We start from the raw sequence: 20,645 nt of genomic DNA on the forward strand, positions 1-20,645 counted from the left end.
AGGCTCCGCCAGGCATCGCCCGGCACTTCAGGATCACAGGCGTGGAACGGTCGGCGAGTGGTTGGATCAATGGCTTCATCGGTGTAGTGATTTTCGCGGGCTCGTTGCCGGCTACCCGCCTGGCGGTGCTGCAGCTGGATGCGGGGTTCGTTACTGCCGCACGCGCCACCATCGCCGCTGTGCTCGGCCTGGGTCTGTTGTTGCTGCTGCGCCAGCCGTGGCCGCGCCGCAGTGACCTGCCAGGCCTGGTGGTGGTCAGCCTCGGCGTAGTGGTCGGCTTTCCGCTGCTGACCGCGCTCGCCCTGCGCCATGCGTCATCGGCGCACACCATCGTGTTTGTCGGCCTGCTGCCGTTGAGCACCGCGGTATTCGGCGTGCTGCGCGGTGGCGAGCGGCCGCGCCCGGCGTTCTGGTTGTTCTCGTTGCTGGGCAGCGCCTGCGTGGTCGGCTATGCAGTGCGCAACGGCATTGAGGCGTCATTGCAGGCCGACCTGCTGATGCTGGCGGCAATCGTGGTGTGCGGGCTGGGCTATGCCGAAGGCGGCCGGCTCGCCCGTCATCTGGGCGGCTGGCAGGTGATCAGCTGGGCGTTGCTGCTGGCGCTGCCGGTGATGCTGCCGCTGACGGTGCTGATGCGCCCGGCCTCGTTCACTGCGGTCGGTGCCTCGGCGTGGTGGGCGCTGGGCTACGTGGCGGTGTTCAGCATGCTGATCGGCTTCCTGTTCTGGTACCGCGGGCTTGCGCAGGGCGGTATCGCCGCTGTTGGCCAGTTGCAGTTGCTGCAGCCGTTCTTCGGCCTGGCCCTGGCCGCGCTGCTGCTGCACGAATCGGTCAGCCTCAGCATGGTGCTGGTGACCGTGGTCGCCGTGATCTGCGTGGCAGGCGCCCGCCGCTTCAGTCGCTGAGCGAAAAAAGGGGACGGAGGGGATTAAGTCGTAATCGGTCCTACTGTGCCTGAAACGACTTAATCCCCTCCGTCCCCTTTTCCAGTGATAGCGCGGGCGTATCGTGCGCTGTGGTCAATGGTATTGGCCGCAACCTGGATGCATGGCCGAAGCTGTGCAGATGCAGCCGATTTCCCGAATTTCCTTTGAAGGCCAGGTGGGCCTTGTGACGGGTGCCGCCGGTGGACTGGGCCTGGCCTACAGCCGCCTGCTGGCCGAGCGCGGTGCGCAGGTGCTGATGCATGACGTCGGTGCCGGTACGGATGGCCGGGGCGTTGACCCGCAGCGCATCCTGCGCAGCGTCGAAGTGTTGCGGGCGCGGGGTCTGCTGGTGCAGGCCGCAAGTGGTCCCATCGATCATCGCAGCGGTTGCCATGCGCTGGTGCAGGAACTGCTGCAGGCGCACGGCCGCATCGACTTCCTGATCCACAACGCGGGCTGGGTCGAGTACCAGCCACTGGAAGCGATCGAGGACGATGTGCTGGAACAGATGCTGTGCTTGGCGGCGAAGACGCCGCTGTGGCTGGCGCAGGCGGCGTGGCCGGCGATGCGCGCGGCAGGCGGTGGGCGCATCGTCATCACCACGTCCGATCGCGCGCTGTATCCGCAGTACGCACAGCGCGGGCTGTCCGCTTACGCGATGGGCAAGCTGGCGGCGCTGGGCCTGGTCAATGTGCTGGCGCTGGAGGGCGCCGAGCATGGCATCGTGGTCAATGCGGTTTCGCCGGTGGCAAAGACGCGCATGTGGGGCATCGAGGGTGAGCCCGACGAACTGCATCCGGAAGCTGTTGCGCAAGGTGTGGTCTATCTGGCATCCAGGCACTGCCAGGACGGCGGCTGGGTGCTGCGCGCAAGCAATGGCCAGTTCCACGCACTGCGCCTGCAGGAGGCCGAGCATGTGGCGTACCCAAGGGATCTGTGCGCGGTCAGTGCCGACAGCATCGAATCGGTGGCGCTGCAGTGGCCGGCCATCGCCCGCGCCAGCGTCGACGTGCGCGGCGGAGGGCGTACCCTAGGCAGGTTCCCACTGCCGGCACCGAGATGATCGACCTGCGCCTGCTTCGCCAGTTCGTGGCCGTGGCCGAAGAACTGCATTTCCACCGCGCTGCAGCGCGCCTGCACATGTCGCAGCCACCGCTGACGGCGGCAATACGACGGCTGGAAGACGAAGTCGGCAGCGAACTGATCGTGCGCGGCAATCGCACCCTGGGCCTGACCGTGGCCGGGCAGACGTTGCTGATGGGGGCGCGGGCAACGCTGCAGCAGGCCGAGCAGGCGCTGCAGCGCACCCGCGAAGCTGCTGCCGGGCAGTCCGGTAGCCTGCGGGTGGGCTATGTGGGCAGTGCGCTGTATGGGCGCCTGCCTGGCCTGATCCGTCGCTTCCGCCAGCAGTACCCGCAGGTACGGCTGCACCTGCAGGAAGCCACGTCGCGCCAGCAGCAGCTGTGGCTGCGTGAGCAGCGCATCGACATCGGCGTGCTGATTCCACCGATTCCCACCGCCGAGCTGGTGCTGCACGACTTCGACCACGACCGCCTGGCGATTGCGCTGCCGCGTGCACATGCGTTGGCCGATGCGGCAGAGGTCAGTGTGGTGATGCTGGCCGACGAACCGTTCGTTTCATGGCCGGCGGGCGAGGGCATCGGCTTCCACGCGCAGGTGCTGGGCCTGTGCACCGCGGCGGGCTTCACCCCGCGCGTGGTGCAGGAAGCGCAGGGCATGCATGCGGTGTTGTCACTGGTGGCGGTGGACGCTGGCGTGGCAATCGTTCCAGCCAGCATGGCCAGCTTCCGCCCTCATGAGATCGTCTATCGCGTGCTGGAGGATGAAGCAGCGCGCTTTGACCTGCCTTTCTGCATGCGGCCGGAACAGCCGTCACCGGTGCTGAGGAATTTTCTGGAGGCGGCCGGCGGGGCCTGACGTCGTCGACGAATCCGGCGGCGGCGGGCGCTCTCGTAGAACCAACCTTCGGCGACACCTGCCTCGAGCAGAAGCGTGCACTGCACCAGCGCACCGAGGTCCAAAGGGGTTCCCACCCCCACCTCCTCCGTCATCCCGCTGTCGTTTCCCGCTCACGCTCCCTATGCCGGCCCGCGCCTAGCATTGATCGTCCCCGTCCCCCACGGAGACCTGCCATGTGGCTGCTCGATCATCTCTGGCCCGGCCGTAGACCACTTCCTCCCCCGGTCGCGGACGCGCCGCAGGCACCGCCACGCCGCCCCTGGCTGAAACGCCCTGTGCGGGCCGGGCGCAGCGGCATGGCGCCTTGGCAGAAGGTCGCCACGCCGCCGCGCCGTACCCGCCACTAGCCGGTGCGGTCGGCGGGGTGGTTGACCCCGTCGTTGACCGGGATGATGCCCAGCGCAAACGGGTCGATGCCTTCCAGGCACGCCACGTTGTAGCCGTACTGGTCGGGGTTGGAGCGGCGCCGGTGGTGGGTGTAGATGCCGCACACGCCGCAGAAGTAGTGTTCGGCCACATGGGTGTTGAACTGGTACTTCTGCAGGTGATGATGCCCGCGTACGACCTGCAGGCCCTGGCGGGTGACGCTGGCGGCGATGGCGCCACGGCGCCGGCACATCGAGCAATCGCAGCGGCGGGGATCAACGATCCCGTCCGGCAGGTCCAGCAGCAGCTCGACCGAGCCACAGTGGCAGGTCGCGCGATGCTGGGGTTGGACCGGAACGCCGGCCACGGAAGTGATGCCCATCGTTGCTCCTGTGTGATCCATCTGGCCGCGGGGCCGCCGCAGACGGTGCACCGGCGTGCCTGAACGGGCCGTAGATGCCACGGTGAACCCGCTTGTGGCTAACTATGCGGCTTCAAGACCCCGACAGGATGCCAGTGAAAGCCGCAGGACGATGGATGACAGGAAGTGCCATGGCGCTGCTGGCGCTGTGGGTGAGCGGGCTGCTGGCCTATCAGATGCCGGGGCCGGGCTGGCTGACCACCGGTGTCGCCGGGCTGTGGCTGCTGGTCGCGCTGTGGGCGTCGTGGCGGGTGGCGCGTGGCCGTGGCAATCGTCGACTGGGCATGGCGTTCGGCGCCTCGCTCGCGCTGGCTGGCCTCTGGTGGCTGCTGCTGACCCCGCGCCAGGACCGCGTGTGGGCCGATGACGTGGCGCAGCGCCTCCATGTGGTGTCCTTCGACGGGCGCCACGTGGTGTTCGACAACGTGCGTGATTTCACCTGGCGCAGCGAAACCGACTACGACGCGCGCTGGGTGCGCCGCGAATACGACCTGGACCAGCTGCGCTCGGCCGACCTGGTGCTGTCGTACTGGATGGGCCCGGCGATCGCCCACACCCTCATCTCATTTGGTTTCGAGGATGGGCGGCACGTGGTGTTTTCGTTGGAGATCCGCAAGGAACGCGGCGAATCGTTCTCGGCGCTGGGTGGTTTCTTCCGCAAGTTCGAGATGACCCTGGTGGCCTCGGAAGAGACCGACATCATCCGCACCCGTACCAACGCGCGCGGCGAGGATGTCTACCTGTACCGCCTGCATGGCATGGACCGCGAGCAGCTGAAGGAATTGTTCACCGCCTACATCGCGCAGGCGCGTGAGCTGGATGCGAAGCCGGGCTTCTACAACACGCTCACCAGCAACTGCACCACCATCGTCTTCGACCTGGCCCGGCACATCGCGCCGCGCCTGCCGCTGGACTATCGCCTGCTGCTGTCCGGGTATCTGGCCGAGTACGCGCAGGAGGTGGGTGCGCTCACGCCGGGTGTGCCGTACGCCGAGCTGCATGACAAGGGCCGCATCACCCAGCGTGCGCTGGACCTGGGCAGCGGCGACCACTTCTCCACCGTAATCCGCCAGGGCGTACCCGGCACCGAGCAGGACCCGCAGTAATGACCCGACTCTTCCTGATCCGCTGGCAGCGCGCGCTGCCGGTGTTGTTCGCCGCCTTCCTGCTGCTGGGCAGCAGCGGCTGCGCGATGGTGACCGTCAAGCAGGTCAAGTCCAGCGATTCGCTGGTCAACAAGCGCGCCGACGTGCTCAACACCGGCAAGCTCAGCCCGGCCGCGCGCGAGACGCTCAGCGCGGCGGGCCTGGACGAGTCGCAGTGCGAGAAGGACTTCCTGGTCTGCCGCAGCACGTTGCTGATGACCGACGATCTCAATGTCGAGCAGCGGCTGTCGGCGTTGTCCGAATTGTGGGTCAAGGCTGCGCTGGCGTTGACGCCGAAGAAGACCGCCGCTGGCGATCCGCCGATGAGCGATGCGGCGCTGGACGCCTGGCTGGAAGCCGCGCGCTATGCCTATGCCTACCTGTTCTACAGCGGCCGCTCACCGTCCGACCGTGCCTTCGAAGACCGGCAGACGCAGGTGCGCGACTACTACAACTACGCGGCCGAGAAGGCGGCAGTGGTGCTGTTCGTGCGCGCACGCGCCGCTGCGCTGGCCGGCGAGGACTATACGAAGCCGCTCACGGTCGGCAGCTGGTCGCTGGCGTCCAACTACCAGCAGCTGGGCCTGAAGAGCGTTCCTGCGCAGCTGGTGCCGGCCGGTACGGTCAGCTTCGTCGGCCTGCGCAGCACCTATCGGCGCGATGGCTTCGGCGCCGAACTGGTGATGGTGATGGACCCGCCGAAGCTGGTCGCGCCGGTGATCGCGCCGGATGGTCCGAAGGCCGAAACGGCATCGGACGATGGGGACGACGCGCGTCGTGGCCGCCGTCATCGCCATGACGATTCGGTGCCCGAGTTCAGTGAGATGTCCTCGATCAACGTCACCGCACTGCTGCGTTTCGAGGGCAGCAGCCTGGAAGACGTGATGCGCACGCGCCGGGTCGAACTGGATGCCTATTCGCCCGAAGCCACCGAGCGCATCACCCTGCACGGTGAACAGGTGCCGCTGGCCGGCAATTTCACCGCCGCCTACGGCCTGTGGCTGGCACAGAGTGGCTTCGCCCGGCAGTCACTGCGCACCTTGTTCGGCATGAGCGAAGGCATCGGCGAACCGCACATCTACCTGATGCAGCCGTGGGACCCGAATCGCCGCATCATCTTCATGCTGCACGGCCTGGCCAGCAGCCCGGAAGCCTGGGTGAACCTGGCCAACGAGATCATGGGCGATCCCGAGCTGCGCCAGCAGTTCCAGGTGTGGCAGGTCTACTACCCGACCAACGCACCGATCGCGCTGAACCGCTACGAGATCGCCAATGCGTTCAACGACACGCTGAAGCATTTCGACCCCAACGGCAGCACGCGTGCATCGAAGGACATGGTCTACATCGGCCACAGCATGGGTGGCGTACTGGCGCGGCTGCTGGTAAGCGATTCGGGCGACGTGCTGTGGGATGACCTGCTGGCCAACTACGACCTGAAGGGTGAACGGCTGAAGCGGGTGCAGACCAAGCTGGGGCCGCTGCTGCACTTCAAGGCACAGCCGAACGTGGAGCGCGCGATCTTCATCGCCGCGCCGCACCAGGGCACGGATATCGCCGGCAACAAGGTCGGGCGCCTGATCGGGCGCCTGGTGCGCCTGCCACTGACCATTCTCGGCAAGTTCGAGGATGTGTTCATGGCGCTGGCACAGGCCGAACAGCAGGTTGATGGCACCGCCAAGCCGAAGATCCCCAACAGCATCGACAACCTCAAGGCCAGCGATCCGTTCGTGAAGGCCGCCGCGCAGCTGCCGATCGAAGCGGGCCTGAAGTACCACTCGATCATCGCCCAGCGCAAGCCGGAGCTGCCGGTGGAGAAGTCCGATGACGGGCTGGTGCCGTACTGGAGCGCGCACTTGCCGGGCGCGCTGTCGGAGAAAGTGATCATTTCCGGCCACAGTGTGCAGGAAACTCCGCAGGCCGTACTGGAAGTGCGGCGCATCCTGCATCGGGATATCGATGATGTGGGGACCGGCGCGAAACCCTGACCGCTGCGCTCGCCGGGCATGGCCCGGCGCTACCGCGGCGCGCCTTTCCGGCCGACGCTGCGTCGACGTGATCCGCCTCTTCGGTAGCGCCGGGCCATGCCCGGCGGAATCCGTCCGGCGGCGCTACACCCGCCGTGCGATCACCGTGGCCAGCACCGCCAGGCCGAAAGTGATCGCCAGGCACAGCAGGTAGCCCGTGTGCGGCGCGCTTTCCACGAACATTGCGAACAGCGCGCCGGAGACTGCCAGCGCGGTGGTCACCGACAGCGCCTCGCTCAGCTGCAGCGCCGAGGTATTGGCACCCTGCTCATGCGGCGCTGACAGCGACAGGGTCAGCACCGACAGGCTGGCGTAGATCATGCCCATGCCGAAACCGGTCACGGCCCAACCGACCAGCGCGACCGGCAGTGGCATCTGCTTGAACAGCACGGCCAGCGTTGCGGCGATGCCGACCGTCATCATCACGGTACCAACGCGCAGCAGCTGCTGGCGTGACCAGCCGCGTTGCTGGTGACCCTGCAGCCAGGAGCCGGCGAACCAGCCCAGTGCGCCAAGGCTGAGCACCGCGCCAGCCCAGCTGGGCGAGAGCCCGCGTTCGCGCTGCAGCAGCAGGGGCAGATAGGCCTCGCAGGCGAAGAACGCCGCCGCAGCGATACCGCGCAGCGCGATCACGCTGGGCAGGCCGCGGCGCAGGATCAGTGTTCCGGCTGGCAGCAGCCGATGCACGCAGAACAGCAGCACCAGCATCGCTACGCCGATGCAGAGCAGGGCGGCCATGCCCTGTTGCTGACCGCCGACGTAGAGCAGCAGTGCGGCCAGTGCGGCACCAGTGGCCCAGCGCACCACGTTGCCGCGTTCGCCATCGTTGCCGAGCGCAACGGTGGACTGCATGCGTGCCAGTGCCGGGCGCAGCAGCAGTGCCGCCGGTATCGCCAGCAGCGGCACCGCCAGGAACACCCAGCGCCAGCCCAGATGCTGCACGATCAACCCACTCAATGCCGGGCCGACCATCGAGGGCACCACCCAACCTGCAGAGAACGCCGCGAACACCTTCGGTCGCAGGTGCTCGGGGTAGCTGCGACCGACCATCACGTACAGTGAGACCGAGATCGCGCCCGCGCCCAGGCCTTGCATCAGGCGCCCGGCCACCAGCATGCCCATGCGCATCGCAAAGCCGGCCAGCAACAGGCCCAGCACGAAGCAGCCCATGCCGTACCAGAGTGGCCGCGCAGGGCCGTGACGATCGGCCCAGCGCCCTGCCAGGGTCATGCCGATGACGCTGGTGGCCAGGGTGCCGCCAAAGGCCAGCGCGTACAGGCGCAGGCCATCCAGAGCTTCGGCCACGGTAGGCATCGCGGCCGCGACGGCCAATGCCTCGAAGGCGTGCAGCGCGACCAGCGCGACCATGCCGATGGTGGTGGCGCGGTAGCGCTCGGACAGGATCGAGGTGTCAGCCGGCAGGCGGGCGTCGGCGGGAGAGAGGGGCGGGGTCATACGGGTCAGATGCGGGCCGCGCTTGTCAACGGGCGGTGAAGATAGCAGCATGACACCTCAACTGTAGTTGAGGTCAAGCAATGGCATCCCAGGAACTCAGCGTTGGCGAGGTCTCCCAGCGCAGTGGCGTGGCCGTTTCCGCACTGCATTTCTACGAGCGCAAGGGGCTGATCAGCAGCCTGCGCACTTCGGGCAACCAACGCCGGTACAGCCGGGATGTACTGCGCCGGCTGGCGGTGATCCGCGTGGCGCAGCGGGTGGGCATGCCACTGGAAGCGGTCGGTCGTGCCTTCGAGAGCCTGCCTGAAGGCCGCGCGCCGACCAAGGCCGACTGGGCCAAGCTGTCCGCGCGCTGGCGTACCGAGCTGGAAGAGCGCATCCACATGCTGCAGTTGCTGCGCGATGAACTGACCGGTTGCATCGGCTGTGGTTGCCTGTCGCTGCAGCATTGCCGCCTGGCCAACCCGGGCGACGTGCTCGGCGAACGCGGCGACGGCCCGATGCGCTGGGAATGAAAAAGGGGACGGAGGGGATTAAGTCGCAAGTGCACAAACGACTTGATCCCCTCCGTCCCCTTTTTCTTACCAGACCGTGATCGTCTCGCCGCTCTGGATGCCTTCCACCGCGCGCTGGAAGGCCAATGCCGCGCGCTGCGCGCTCACCGCCTCGAAGCCCGGGAAGTAGGGGCCGTAGGCGGCCATCGATTCGACCAGCACGTTCGGGCTGACCACGTTGATGCGCAGGCCGCGCGGCAGCAGCTCGAGTGCGGCGGCACGCACGAAGCCTTCCAGTGCGGCATTCACCGAGGTGGCGTTGACGCCATCGCGGATGGGCTGTGCGCTGACGATGCCGCTGGTCAGGGTGATCGAGCCGCCGGCGTTGAGGTGGTGCTGCGCGGCCAGGGCCAGCCGCACTTGGCCCAGCAGTTTGTCCTGCAGGCCGAGGTTGAACTGCTCGGGCGTCATCTCCTGCAGCGGGCCGAAGTGCAGCTTGCCGGCGGTGGAGATCACCGCATCGACCGGGCCGGTACGCGCGAACAGTTCGGCAACGCTGGCGTCATCGGTCAGGTCCACACGCAACTCGCCGCTGTGGAGGCCGGCGGCGAGGATCTGATGCTGCTGGCCGAGCTGGCGGGCGACTGCCTGGCCCAGGGTGCCGCTGGCACCAACGAGGAGGATCTTCATGGCGGTTCCTTGCGGGAGAGGGAATGGGCGCAGTCTGCGCCCTCACAGCAGGGTTAGGTAAGCGGCGTATGATTCGCAGATTCCTAACTCTGGATTAGCAATGGACACCCTTCGCTGCATGCAGGCTTTCGTGGCGGCGGCCGAGCGTGGCAGCTTCGCCGGCGCCGCCGAACAGCTGCAGGTCTCTGCGGTGATGGTGGGCAAGTACATCCAGCAGCTGGAGGCGCACCTGGGGACCGCGCTGCTGCAACGGAACACCCGCCGCCAGCGCCTGACCGAAGCCGGCAGCGCCTACCTGGCCGGCTGCCGGCAGGTGCTGGAGCAGGTGCAGCAGGCCGAGGCCGATGTGGCCGGCCTGCAGGTACAGCCACGTGGCCTGCTGCGGGTCAGTGCGCCGACTACCTGGGGCAGCTGCGTGCTGGCGCCGCAGCTGGCCGGCCTGCTGCGCGCGCAGCCGCAGTTGAACATCGAGCTGGACCTGAGCAACCGCCGCGTGGATCTGATCGAGGACGGCTTCGACGTGGCGATCCGGGTCGGACCGCTGCCATCGCAGGAGGTGGTGGCGCGGCCGCTGCCGCCGTATGCAATGAGCCTGTGCGCGGCGCCGTCGTACCTGCGCCGGCGCGGCACGCCGCGCACGCCGGCGGATCTGGCAGGGCATGACTGCCTGAGCCATCTCGCCTGGCGTGGTGGCCATGGCTGGCAGCTGGCCAACGGTGAACAGGTGGACTGGGAGGCGCGGCTGACCTGCAACGACGGTGTCGCGCTGCGTGAGGCCGCCGTGGCAGGAGCCGGGCTGGTGCTGCAGCCGACCGCCCTGCTGGCCGGCGAGATCGCGGCCGGGCGGTTGAAGCCGCTGCTGCGCGACTACCTGCCCGAACCGCGGCCGATGCATCTGATCTACCTGCCGGATCGACGGCCGCGCCCGCGCCTGCAGTGCTTCGTCGATTTCGTCATGGCCACATTGGGGCAATGAGCATCCACGCATGGCGTGGATCTACTGAAGAGACAGGCATCAGTAGATCCACGCCACGCGTGGATGACGGTGGGTGCCGACCGTTGGTCGGCACGCCTGTTTCAATCATTCGCCGCAGACAGTTCTTGCCCACGCACCTGCGCGGCGCGCAGTGCCGTATCCACCAGTGCTTCGAAACCACCAGCCTGGAAGCGCTCGATCGCAGCCTGGGTGGTGCCGTTCGGCGAGGTCACGCGACGGCGCAGTTCGGCCGGGCTTTCGCCGGCCTCATCCAGCATGCGCGAGGCGCCCAGCAAGGTCTGCACCACCAGCGTGCGCGCGGCCTCGGCCGGTAGGCCCTGGGCAATGCCCGCCGCTTCCATCGCTTCGGCCAGCAGGAATACGTAGGCCGGCCCGCTGCCTGACACGGCAGTGACCGAATCCATCAGCGCCTCGCGTTCGATCCACACCGTGCGGCCGGCACTGGCCAATACCTGTTCGGCCTGCGCGTGCTGCTGTGCATCCACCGACGGCGTGGCATACAGGCCGGTCACGCCGGCGCCGAGCAGGGCCGGCGTGTTGGGCATTGCACGCACCACCGGCAGGTCGCCGCCCAGCCAGCGCTCCAGCTGCGCGCTGGTGATGCCGGCGGCAATGGACACCACCAGCGGCCGGTTTGCCTGGGCCAGTGCCTGCAGCGACTGGCAGACCTCGCGCAGCACCTGCGGCTTTACTGCAAGCAGCCAGGTGCGGCCCTGTGCGGCGGCATCGGCGGCGTTGTCGTGTACCTGTACGCCGAAATCGGTGGCCAGCGACTCGCGCAGTGTGGCAACCGGTTCGGCCACGTGGATGTCCGCGGCGGGCACGCCCTGGCGGATCAGGCCGGCGATCAGGCTGCGCGCCATGTTGCCGCCGCCGATGAAGGTGATGGAATCAGCTGCCATGGAAGTCTCCTTGGAAAATCAGGCCGGGCGCGGACGCGCGCCGAACAGGGCGGTGCCGATGCGCACCAGGGTGGCGCCCTCGGCGATGGCTTCGGCGTAGTCGCTGCTCATGCCCATCGACAGCGTGTCGACCTGCGCATACTGGGCGGCCAGTGACTGGAAAAGGGTGCGCATGCGCACGAATGCATCCCGACGGCGCTCGGCCTCGGGCCACGGCGCCGGAATCGCCATCAGGCCACGCAGGCGCAGGGTGGGCTCGGCGGCAATCGCCGCGGCCAGTGCGTCCACTTCTTCCGGAGCACAGCCGTGCTTGCTGGACTCATCGTCGATGTTGACCTGGATCAGCACGTTCAGCGGGCCGCGCGTGGCCGGGCGATGGCGCGCCAGCGCCGTCACCAGCTTGGGCCGGTCCACGCTCTGCACCCAGTCGAAATGGGTGGCCACGGCATCGGCCTTGTTCGACTGCAGGTGGCCGATCAGGTGCCACTCCAGCGCCAGGTGCTGCAGCGCCTGCATCTTGGCCAGCGCTTCCTGCACATAGTTCTCGCCGAAGGCATGCTGGCCCTGTGCGGCCAGCGCGGCCACAGCCTCGGCCGGTTGGGTCTTGGAAACGGCCAGCAGGCGCGGATCGGGCCGGCCGGCCGCCTCGGCGGCAGCATGCAGGTTGCTCAGGATCTGGGGCAGGGGAGTGGCCACGTAACGCGTTCCGTTGAATCAGGAGGCTATACTGCCGCCCGGGGAAAGATCCTTCCAGTCGAAGCCGTTATTGGGGAGTAGCCGCTCATGGATATCGCCGAACTGCTGGCGTTTTCCGTAAAGAACAAAGCGTCCGACCTGCACCTGTCCGCAGGCCTGCCGCCGATGATCCGCGTGGACGGCGATGTTCGCCGGATCAACATCCCAGCCCTGGACCACAAGCAGGTCCACGCGCTGGTGTACGACATCATGTCCGACAAGCAGCGCCGCGATTACGAGGAATTCCTCGAAGTGGACTTCTCCTTCGAGATCCCGTCGCTGGCGCGCTTCCGTGTGAACGCGTTCAACCAGAACCGCGGCGCCGGTGCGGTGTTCCGTACCATTCCGTCCGAGGTGCTCACCCTCGAGGACCTGGCCTGCCCGCCGCTGTTCCGCGAAGTGATCCAGCAGCCGCAGGGCCTGATCCTGGTGACCGGTCCGACCGGTTCGGGCAAGTCGACCACGCTGGCGGCGATGATCGACTACATCAACAAGAACGAGTACGGCCACATCCTCACCGTCGAGGATCCGATCGAATTCGTGCATACCTCGCAGAAGTGCCTGATCAACCAGCGCGAAGTGCACCGCGACACGCATGGCTTCAATGAAGCCCTGCGCTCGGCACTGCGTGAGGACCCGGACATCATCCTGGTCGGCGAACTTCGTGACCTGGAAACCATCCGCCTGGCACTGACCGCCGCGGAAACCGGCCACCTGGTGTTCGGCACCCTGCACACCAGTTCGGCGGCCAAGACCATCGACCGTATCATCGACGTGTTCCCGGCCGGCGAAAAGCCGATGGTGCGTTCGATGCTGTCCGAGTCGCTGCGTGCGGTGATCTCGCAGGCCCTGCTGAAGAAGGTCGGCGGCGGTCGTACCGCTGCGTGGGAAATCATGGTCGGCACCCCGGCCATCCGCAACCTGATCCGCGAGGACAAGGTGGCGCAGATGTACTCGGCCATCCAGACCGGCCAGCAGTACGGCATGATGACCCTGGACCAGCACTTGCAGGACCTGGTCAAGCGCAGCCTGATCACCCGCAACCAGGCCCGCGAGTACGCCAAGGACAAGCGCCTGTTCGAGTAAGGCGGGGCAGCAGCGGGGCGGCGTGCGCCAGTGCGCCGCCGTACCCGCGCCGTTTCCTCCACCGACCGTTTCCTGGTACATGCCCCATTGGGAGCCCGCCGTGAACACCACCGCGACCACCATCGATTTCACTTCGTTCCTCAAGCTGATGGCGCACCAGCGCGCCTCGGACCTGTTCATCACCGCTGGCATGCCGCCGGCGATGAAGGTCAACGGCAAGATCTCGCCGATCACGCAGACCCCGCTCACGCCGCAGCAGAGCCGCGACCTGGTGCTGAACGTGATGACCCCGGCGCAGCGCGAGGAATTCGAGAAGACCCACGAATGCAACTTCGCCATCGGCCTGTCCGGTGTCGGCCGCTTCCGTGTCAGCTGCTTCTACCAGCGCAACCAGGTCGGCATGGTGCTGCGTCGCATCGAGACGCGCATTCCGACCGTGGAAGAACTGAGCCTGCCGCCGATCATCAAGACACTGGCGATGACCAAGCGCGGCATCATCCTGTTCGTCGGCGCCACCGGTACCGGTAAATCGACCTCGCTGGCGGCGATGATCGGCTACCGCAACCAGAACTCGACCGGCCACATCATCACCATCGAAGACCCGATCGAATTCGTGCACAAGCACGAGGGCTGCATCATCACCCAGCGCGAGGTCGGCATCGATACCGACAGCTGGGAAGCGGCGCTGAAGAACACCCTGCGCCAGGCGCCGGACGTGATCATGATCGGCGAGGTGCGTACCCGCGAAGGCATGGACCACGCCATCGCGTTCGCCGAAACCGGCCACCTGGTGCTGTGCACCCTGCATGCCAACAACGCCAACCAGGCGATGGACCGCATCGTCAACTTCTTCCCGGAAGACCGCCGCAACCAGCTGCTGATGGACCTGTCGCTGAACCTCAAGGGCGTGGTCGCGCAGCAGCTGGTGCCGTCGCCCGATGGCCGCTCGCGCAAGGTGGCGATGGAGATCCTGCTGGGCACGCCGCTGGTGCAGGACTACATCCGCGACGGCGAGATCCACAAGCTGAAGGAAGTGATGAAGGACTCGGTCCAGCTGGGCATGAAGACCTTCGACCAGAGCCTGTTCGAGCTGTACCAGGCCGGTGAGATCAGCTACGAGGACGCGCTGCGCTACGCCGATTCGCAGAACGAAGTACGCCTGCGCATCAAGCTCAGCCAGGGCGGCGACGCGCGCACCCTGTCGCAGGGGCTGGACGGCGTGGAGATTTCCGAGATCCGGTGACCCGGCCGGCAACGGTCGTGACTGGATTGATGAATTCCAGTCATGACCGACTGCCATCCAGTCGGTTCAATCCACCGCCCATGCAGGCGTATCGTCAGCGCTCCCCCTCTGGAGCACGACGATGCAGACACGTGAACTCGGCCGCAGCGGCCTGAAGGTTTCCACCCTCGGCCTGGGCTGCATGGGCCTGAGCCATGGCTACGGCCAGCCGGTGGAGCGCAGCCAGGGCATCGCCCTGCTGCAGGCCGCCGTCGAGCGCGGCGTGACCTTCTTCGACACCGCCGAAGTGTACGGCCCGTACACCAACGAAGACCTGCTTGGCGAAGCGTTGGCGCCGTATCGCGACAAGCTGGTGATTGCCACCAAGTTCGGCTTCAAGGACGCGCGCGTCGATACCGGCCTGGACAGCCGTCCCGAGAACATCCGTGCGGTGGCCGAAGCCAGCCTCAAGCGCCTGCGCACCGACCATATCGACCTGTTCTACCAGCACCGCGTGGACCCGAACGTGCCGATCGAAGATGTGGCCGGCACCGTGCGCGACCTGATCGCCGAAGGCAAGGTCGGCCACTTCGGCCTGTCCGAGGCCAGCGCCGCCACCGTGCGCCGCGCACACGCGGTGCAGCCGGTCGCCGCCGTGCAGAGCGAGTACTCGCTGTGGTGGCGCGAACCTGAGCGCGAGCTGCTGCCGACCCTGCAGGAACTGGGCATCGGCTTCGTGCCGTTCAGCCCGCTCGGCCGTGGCTTCCTGACCGGCGCGATCAACGCCGATACCACCTTCGACGCCAACGACTTCCGCAACACCGTGCCGCGTTTCGAAGTGGAGGCGCGTCGTGCCAACCAGGCACTGGTTGATCGCATCAGCACGATTGCCGCCGCACGTGGCGCGACCCCGGCGCAGGTGGCGTTGGCCTGGCTGCTGGCACAGGCGCCCTGGATCGTGCCGATCCCGGGCACCACCAAGGTCCATCGCCTGGAAGAAAACCTGGGCGCGGCCGACCTGCAGCTGGCGCCGGAGGAACTGCAGCGCATCGCGCAGGCGCTGGACGAAGTGTCGATCGTCGGCGAGCGCTACAACGCGCAGCGTGCGGCCCAGGCCAAGGGCTGATCACCATGTGGGTGCGGGCTCCCATCATGGTGGGTGCGGTGGGTGCGGACCGTTGGTCCGCACTCCGTGACCCTCACCCCATCGGCCCGCGCAGCGCATCAAGCACCGTGCGCATCGCCACGGTGACGTGGCGGCGCGACGGGTAATACGCGTAGTAGCCATCAAAGTGCGGGCACCAGTCGTCCAGCACTGACTGCAGGCGACCATCGTCCAGCATCGGCTGCACCTGGTCCTCCGGCAGCCAGGCCAGCCCGCTGCCGGCCAGTGCAGCCGCGCGGGTCATGCCCATGGTGTTGAAGGTCCACTGGCCGGTCACGCGCACACTGAGCTCGTTTCCGTCCTGGCCGAAATCCCACGGCATCAGACCACCATGCGTGGGCAGGCGCAGGGTCACGCAGTTGTGCCCGGCCAGGTCGTCCGGATGCTGCGGCATCACGTGCTGGCGGAAGTAGCCGGGCGCGCCGACCACGCGCATGCGCAGCGGCGGGCTGATCGGCACCGCGACCATGTCGCGCGCCAGCCGCTCGCCGAGGCGGATGCCGATGTCGTAGCGCTCGGCGACGATGTCGGCCAGGCCGTAGTCGGTGGTCAGTTCCACCTTCAGGTCCGGATAGCGCTGCAGCAGCGGCGCCAGCCGCGGCCAGGCCAAGTACTCGGCGGCATGGCCGGTGGCGTTGATGCGGATGGTGCCGGCGGGGCGCTCGCGGTACTCGGCCAGCGCGGCCAGTTCGTCCTCGATCTCGGCCAGGCGTGGAGCGAGGGTCTCGAGCAGGCGGGCGCCAGCTTCGGTGGTGGACACGCTGCGGGTGGTACGGGTCAGCAGGCGCACGCCGAGGCGCTGTTCCAGGCCACGCATGGCATGGCTGAGCGCTGACTGGGACACGCCCAGCTGGGCGGCGGCCCTGGTGAAGCTGCCCTCGCGGGCAACGTGCACGAAGGCCTGCAGGTCGTTGAGGTTTTCACGGGGCATGCAGGGATGATACGGCTCCCGGATCGAGCGGAGCTGTCGATTTCCGGCTCGCCGGTTCGTCGTAACGGTACATCCAACGCAAGGAGCTTCCGCATGAGCACTGAAAAGCCCAAGGGCCCGGCCTCGTACTTCCCCTCCATCCAGAAGACCTACGGGCAGCCCGTAGCGCACTGGTTCGGGCTGCTGGCGGGCAAGAAGGGCCTGAAACACATGGAGCTGGTCAGCTTCCTGAAAAGCGAGCATGGGCTGGGCCATGGCCATGCCAACGCGCTGGTAGCGCATCACCTGGGCGGCAAGGGCTGAGCAGGCAACGCTGCGCTGAACAGCCGTGTGGGGCCGCGCCACACGGCATCAGGGTCGGGCAGACTGGGCGTCCATCCCGAGGCAGGACGCCCCATGCAGGTCACGCTGGACGCGATCACCGTCGACAACTACGAAGCCGTGTGCGACCTCGAGGTCAGCCAGGCGCAGCAGGACTTCGTGGCCGGCAATACCTGGTCGCTGGTGCAGGCAGCGTTCCATCCCGGCTACCAGACCCGCGCCATCCAGGCCGATGGCGAGCTGGTCGGGTTCTTCATGTGGGTGCCGGAGACGCCGCAGCGGACGTCGATCTGGCGCTTCATGGTCGATCAGCGCTGGCAGGGGCGTGGCATCGGGCGCCGCGCGCTGGAACTGGCGCTGGCGCAGATCCGGGCAACGCCCGGCGTGGCCGAGATCGAGATCTGCTACAGCCCGCGCAATCCGGTCGCCGGCGCCTTCTATGGCAGCTTCGGTTTCGTCGAGACCGGGATGGATGACGATGGCGAGGACATGCTGGCCGTGCTGTCCGTTGCGGGCCTGGAATAACCTGAATGGGCGAGGGCGGCTGAACGATTTCATCTGCAACTGTCATGCGGATCGTGTCTAATAGCGCTCCCCACCTGCTGTTCCCCCACCCGCATGTCCCTTCCCTCCCATGGCCCCGCGCCGTGCGACGACGCTGACGGCCACCTGGTCACCGCCGGTCCGCTGACCCCGCCGCCCGACAGTGCTGGCACCACCGCCGACGAAAAAGCGCTGCGTCACTCGATCGCCGAGGACGTGCAGGGCATGGTGCTGGCCACGATGGTGGCCTCGCTGGGCCTGGCCATCTTCGCCAAGGGCGGGCTGATGATCGGCGGCATGGCCGGCATGGCGTTCCTGCTGCATTACGCGATGGGCTGGAACTTCGGCCTGGTGTTCGTGCTGGTCAACCTGCCGTTCTACTGGGTGGCGCTGCGGCGCATGGGCTGGGAATTCACCCTGAAGACCTTCGCCGCGGTCACCGCCTGTGGCGTGCTGACCGACCTGCTGCCGCGCTGGATCGACTTCTCGCACATCAACCCGCTGTACTCGGCGATCGTGGGCGGCGCGCTGTCCGGCCTGGGCATCCTGTTCTTCATCCGCCACCGCGCCAGCCTCGGCGGCATCGGCATCCTGGCGGTGTACCTGCAGCGCACCCGTGGCTGGAGCGCCGGCAAGGTGCAGATGTCCTACGACGCCTGCCTGATGGTGGCCGCGTTCTTCGTGCTGTCGCCGTCGAAGGTGCTGTACTCGGCCATCGGCGCGGTGGTGCTCAGCCTGGTGCTGATGTTCAACCACCGCCCCGGCCGTTACATGGGCGTGTGACCGCGCTCTGCGCGTTCGCCGGGAACGCGTAGATCACCCGCAGCATGCCAGTAGAGCCACGCCATGCGTGGCTGGCGGACGCCGATCAACCACCGGCGGCCTTCAACCACGGCGGCGACAGCGTCAGCAACCGCGCATGCACCGGGCAGTCCTCGGCGTGCGCACCGGGCAGGTAGCCCAGGCTCATCAGGAACTCACCGGTGATCTCGCCGCCGGTGAAGCGGAAGGTCTTCTTGAACAGCTTCACCCAGTCGGCCTTGCTGCGCGGGTGATGCGCATCCAGCCAGCCCGCGAAGCTGCCATGGCTGGCCCGCAGCTGCTGGATCACCTGCGCGTTGTGGATCGCCGCCAGCACCTTCAGCCGGTTGCGGATGATGCCCGCGTCCGACAGCAGGCGCTCGATGTCCTGCCCGGCATACGCTGCCACGCGGTCCACATCGAAGCCGTCATAGGCCGCGCGGAAACCCTCGCGTTTCTTCAGGATCGTTTCCCAGCTCAGCCCGGCCTGGTTGATTTCCAGCACCAGCCGCTCGAACAGCTCGCGCTCGTCACGCTGCGGGAAGCCGTACTCGTTGGCGTGGTAATAGTCGTGCACCGGATGGCCCGGGGCGATGAGGCAGTAGCCGCTCATGGGGAAGACTCGTTGGATTCGGGTTCGGGATCGATGGCCACCGCAGGGCGCCCACCGATGGACAGCATCGGCCAGCGCGGCGGTTCGAGCGAGAGTTCGCCATCACGCAGGGCCTGGTTGATCGCCTCGGCCTGGCCGCTGACGGTGCCGAACAGCGAACCGGCCCGGCGCCACTGGGAATTCCTGCCACGTGCGTACAGCACGCAGTCCGGCCCACGGTGGGTGTACAGCTCGCACAGCAGCACCTCGGTGCTGCCGTCGCCATCCAGGTCGCGATGCACGATCAGGCAGTCACGCTCGCTCTGGGCGCAGGATTCGCCATTGATCGAGCGCGTGGCCAGTGCCTGCCACCAATCGTCCGGTGGCGAGCTCGATCCCTTGGCAAGCTTCAGCGCGCGCTGCAGGGCGGCGACATCCTGCGGGCCCTTGTCGAGGCGTTGTCCGTCGTCCCAGCGTGAAGTACGTGCCAGTGCGGCAGCGATCACCTGTGGCGCGTTGGCATCGGCGGTGATCGCCGGATCACGCTCCAGCTCGCGCAGCGCCTGCATGCCACGGCGGCCGAGGTCGAAGCGCAGCACGTTGACGTCGCTGCTGGTGATCGCCGGCGGGTCCGCGCGCAGGCGCGCCAGCTGGCTGGACAGGGCCAGCCGTACCGGGTCCAGCAGCGGCGAGTTGCCCAGCAATGCCAGTGCCAGCACCGCCCAGCACATCCAGCGGTTGACCGGTTCCAGCGCCTGCAGCCAGCGGCCCTGCCGGCGCACTACCGCCAGCGCGTAGCCCAGCGCATAGCCGGCCACGGCCAGTGCGATCAGCACCGCCCAGAACCGGTCCACCGTCCAGCCGTACTGCATCACGCGCAGGCCCAGCGCATACAGCGCCAACGCCGCGTAGACCGGTAGCGCCAGCAGGCTGGCCTCGACCAGCCGGCGCAGCACGACGGGGTAGGGGGCGGTGTCATCGCCCTGCTGGTAGACCGCATTGGTGAAGGTCACCAGCAACAGCGACAGCACCAGCAGCAGGCTGGCGGCCGAGCGGGTCTTCCACAAAGGCTCCAGCCCGGTGAGCGGCAGGCTCAGCACGAACAGCACGGCGATGAACGACAGCAGCGGCAGCAGCCCGCGGCAGATCGCGAACAGCACCTGGCGGGTGATCTGGATCGCGCGGTGCTGGGTGCGCCCGATCAGCACGCCGAATCCGGCCAGGCTGCCGGTGGCCAGCGCGATGAACGCGTCCTGCCGGAACAGGTCGCGGAAAAAGGTCACGTCCAGCAGCTGGAACAGTGCCGCCCACAGCCATAGCAGCAGCCAGGTCAGCCCGGTGAACAGTGCCGCCAGCGCCAAGGTCAGGCCGTTCTGCCAGGCGCGCTCGAACAGCTCCGGATAGCTGGCGCGCCAATGCCCGTGCTGCAGTTGGAACTGCCACCATGGCAGTGCCACGAACACCGCCACGGCCATGCCCAGGGTCAGCGGGAACTGCAGCGGTCCCGATTCCAGCGCGGTCTCGCCGTTGAGGTTCCAGCCTATCCAGGCGGCCAGCGCCAGCACCACCACCGAGCCGAGCACCGCCTGCAGCCACAGGCGGCGCTGCCCCAGCTCGACCAGGCTCAACGCCACCGCGCTGGGAATGGCCAGCACCCAGGCGTACCAGCAGTAGCGCCAGCCGATATCGCGGAACGGCCACGCATCGGACAGCTCCTGCGCGGCATACAGCATCAGGCCCTGCAGCAGCGCGATCAGGACGATGGCGCTGCGTGCAGGCAGGGTCAGGGGCGATGAAGACTGCATCGATGACCTTCCATGGCAAAGCACCATCCTAGCCCATCGCTGTT

21 protein-coding genes are annotated in these 20,645 nt (G+C 67.4%); 13 read left to right on the plus strand and 8 right to left on the minus strand.

Going from position 1 to position 20,645, the window contains the following annotated elements:
• Window positions 1–41 precede the first annotated feature (41 nt).
• From CCR98_RS04965 to CCR98_RS04975, 3 genes are all read left to right on the plus strand, one after another.
• On the plus strand, window positions 42–905 hold the full coding sequence (locus tag CCR98_RS04965; RefSeq protein WP_087921727.1) for a DMT family transporter: 864 nt from the start codon (window positions 42–44) through the stop codon (window positions 903–905).
• Window positions 906–1,047: 142 nt separating this feature from the next.
• Complete coding sequence (locus CCR98_RS04970; protein ID WP_232463087.1) at window positions 1,048–1,989, plus strand: SDR family oxidoreductase; 942 nt, start codon at window positions 1,048–1,050, stop codon at window positions 1,987–1,989.
• Window positions 1,986–2,864, plus strand: a complete 879-nt coding sequence (locus CCR98_RS04975) for a LysR family transcriptional regulator (protein ID WP_087921728.1) — start codon at window positions 1,986–1,988, stop codon at window positions 2,862–2,864. The genes CCR98_RS04970 and CCR98_RS04975 overlap by 4 nt, the downstream gene beginning before the upstream one ends.
• Window positions 2,865–3,249: 385 nt before the next feature.
• On the opposite strand, the gene CCR98_RS04980 is transcribed toward CCR98_RS04975, so the two are convergent.
• Window positions 3,250–3,654, minus strand: a complete 405-nt coding sequence (locus CCR98_RS04980) for a GFA family protein (RefSeq protein ID WP_087921729.1) — start codon at window positions 3,652–3,654, stop codon at window positions 3,250–3,252.
• 170 nt (window positions 3,655–3,824) lie between these two features.
• Between CCR98_RS04980 and CCR98_RS04985 the strand changes: the two genes are divergently transcribed.
• Window positions 3,825–4,799, plus strand: a complete 975-nt coding sequence (locus CCR98_RS04985; RefSeq protein ID WP_087921730.1) for a DUF4105 domain-containing protein — start codon at window positions 3,825–3,827, stop codon at window positions 4,797–4,799.
• On the plus strand, window positions 4,799–6,823 hold the full coding sequence (locus CCR98_RS04990; RefSeq protein WP_087921731.1) for a hypothetical protein: 2,025 nt from the start codon (window positions 4,799–4,801) through the stop codon (window positions 6,821–6,823). The genes CCR98_RS04985 and CCR98_RS04990 overlap by 1 nt, the downstream gene beginning before the upstream one ends.
• Before the next feature lie 123 nt (window positions 6,824–6,946).
• Here CCR98_RS04990 and CCR98_RS04995 read toward each other — a convergent pair whose 3' ends face one another.
• Entirely contained in the window at window positions 6,947–8,368 is a 1,422-nt protein-coding gene (locus CCR98_RS04995) for an MFS transporter (protein ID WP_087921732.1), read from the minus strand.
• Window positions 8,369–8,397: 29 nt separating this feature from the next.
• Between CCR98_RS04995 and soxR the strand changes: the two genes are divergently transcribed.
• Entirely contained in the window at window positions 8,398–8,832 is a 435-nt protein-coding gene (gene soxR, locus CCR98_RS05000; protein WP_005415534.1) for a redox-sensitive transcriptional activator SoxR, read from the plus strand.
• Window positions 8,833–8,898: 66 nt separating this feature from the next.
• Here the strand turns inward: soxR and CCR98_RS05005 are convergent, their stop codons facing one another.
• Window positions 8,899–9,501 (minus strand): short chain dehydrogenase, encoded by a 603-nt coding sequence (locus tag CCR98_RS05005; protein ID WP_087921733.1) that lies wholly within the window; start codon window positions 9,499–9,501, stop codon window positions 8,899–8,901.
• 100 nt (window positions 9,502–9,601) lie between these two features.
• On the opposite strand from CCR98_RS05005, the gene CCR98_RS05010 reads away from it, so the two are divergent.
• Entirely contained in the window at window positions 9,602–10,477 is an 876-nt protein-coding gene (locus tag CCR98_RS05010) for a LysR family transcriptional regulator (RefSeq protein ID WP_087921734.1), read from the plus strand.
• Between the two features lie 101 nt (window positions 10,478–10,578).
• Here CCR98_RS05010 and proC read toward each other — a convergent pair whose 3' ends face one another.
• Entirely contained in the window at window positions 10,579–11,400 is an 822-nt protein-coding gene (proC, locus tag CCR98_RS05015; RefSeq protein WP_087921735.1) for a pyrroline-5-carboxylate reductase, read from the minus strand.
• An 18-nt stretch (window positions 11,401–11,418) separates the two neighbouring features.
• The gene (locus tag CCR98_RS05020; RefSeq protein WP_087921736.1) at window positions 11,419–12,096 is read right to left on the minus strand and encodes a YggS family pyridoxal phosphate-dependent enzyme; all 678 of its coding nucleotides are present in this window, start codon (window positions 12,094–12,096) and stop codon (window positions 11,419–11,421) included.
• Window positions 12,097–12,183: 87 nt separating this feature from the next.
• Between CCR98_RS05020 and CCR98_RS05025 the strand changes: the two genes are divergently transcribed.
• The 3 genes from CCR98_RS05025 (at window position 12,184) to CCR98_RS05035 (ending at window position 15,569) form a co-directional block, all read left to right on the plus strand.
• Window positions 12,184–13,221, plus strand: coding sequence for a type IV pilus twitching motility protein PilT (locus tag CCR98_RS05025; RefSeq protein ID WP_004147099.1), 1,038 nt, complete (start codon window positions 12,184–12,186; stop codon window positions 13,219–13,221).
• 79 nt (window positions 13,222–13,300) lie between these two features.
• Window positions 13,301–14,464 (plus strand): PilT/PilU family type 4a pilus ATPase, encoded by a 1,164-nt coding sequence (locus CCR98_RS05030; protein WP_049400675.1) that lies wholly within the window; start codon window positions 13,301–13,303, stop codon window positions 14,462–14,464.
• Between the two features lie 121 nt (window positions 14,465–14,585).
• Window positions 14,586–15,569 carry an aldo/keto reductase gene (locus tag CCR98_RS05035; RefSeq protein ID WP_087921737.1) on the plus strand — a complete coding sequence of 328 codons (984 nt, stop codon included), beginning with the start codon at window positions 14,586–14,588 and terminating at the stop codon, window positions 15,567–15,569.
• 73 nt (window positions 15,570–15,642) lie between these two features.
• On the opposite strand, the gene CCR98_RS05040 is transcribed toward CCR98_RS05035, so the two are convergent.
• On the minus strand, window positions 15,643–16,539 hold the full coding sequence (locus CCR98_RS05040) for a LysR family transcriptional regulator (protein ID WP_087921738.1): 897 nt from the start codon (window positions 16,537–16,539) through the stop codon (window positions 15,643–15,645).
• Between the two features lie 93 nt (window positions 16,540–16,632).
• Between CCR98_RS05040 and CCR98_RS05045 the strand changes: the two genes are divergently transcribed.
• From CCR98_RS05045 to CCR98_RS05055, 3 genes are all read left to right on the plus strand, one after another.
• Window positions 16,633–16,842 (plus strand): DUF4287 domain-containing protein, encoded by a 210-nt coding sequence (locus tag CCR98_RS05045; protein ID WP_087921739.1) that lies wholly within the window; start codon window positions 16,633–16,635, stop codon window positions 16,840–16,842.
• Between the two features lie 93 nt (window positions 16,843–16,935).
• A complete protein-coding gene (locus CCR98_RS05050) occupies window positions 16,936–17,385 on the plus strand; it encodes a GNAT family N-acetyltransferase (protein WP_087921740.1) in 450 nt (149 codons plus the stop codon).
• Window positions 17,386–17,478: 93 nt separating this feature from the next.
• The gene (locus CCR98_RS05055; RefSeq protein WP_014036228.1) at window positions 17,479–18,186 is read left to right on the plus strand and encodes a YitT family protein; all 708 of its coding nucleotides are present in this window, start codon (window positions 17,479–17,481) and stop codon (window positions 18,184–18,186) included.
• A gap of 85 nt (window positions 18,187–18,271) precedes the next feature.
• On the opposite strand, the gene CCR98_RS05060 is transcribed toward CCR98_RS05055, so the two are convergent.
• Entirely contained in the window at window positions 18,272–18,817 is a 546-nt protein-coding gene (locus CCR98_RS05060) for a DNA-3-methyladenine glycosylase I (RefSeq protein WP_087921741.1), read from the minus strand.
• On the minus strand, window positions 18,814–20,601 hold the full coding sequence (locus tag CCR98_RS05065; protein WP_087921742.1) for a DUF4153 domain-containing protein: 1,788 nt from the start codon (window positions 20,599–20,601) through the stop codon (window positions 18,814–18,816). Before CCR98_RS05065 ends, CCR98_RS05060 begins: the two co-directional genes overlap by 4 nt.
• Window positions 20,602–20,645: the final 44 nt, after the last annotated feature.

It is taken from the genome of Stenotrophomonas sp. WZN-1 (assembly GCF_002192255.1).
Lineage (GTDB): Bacteria > Pseudomonadota > Gammaproteobacteria > Xanthomonadales > Xanthomonadaceae > Stenotrophomonas.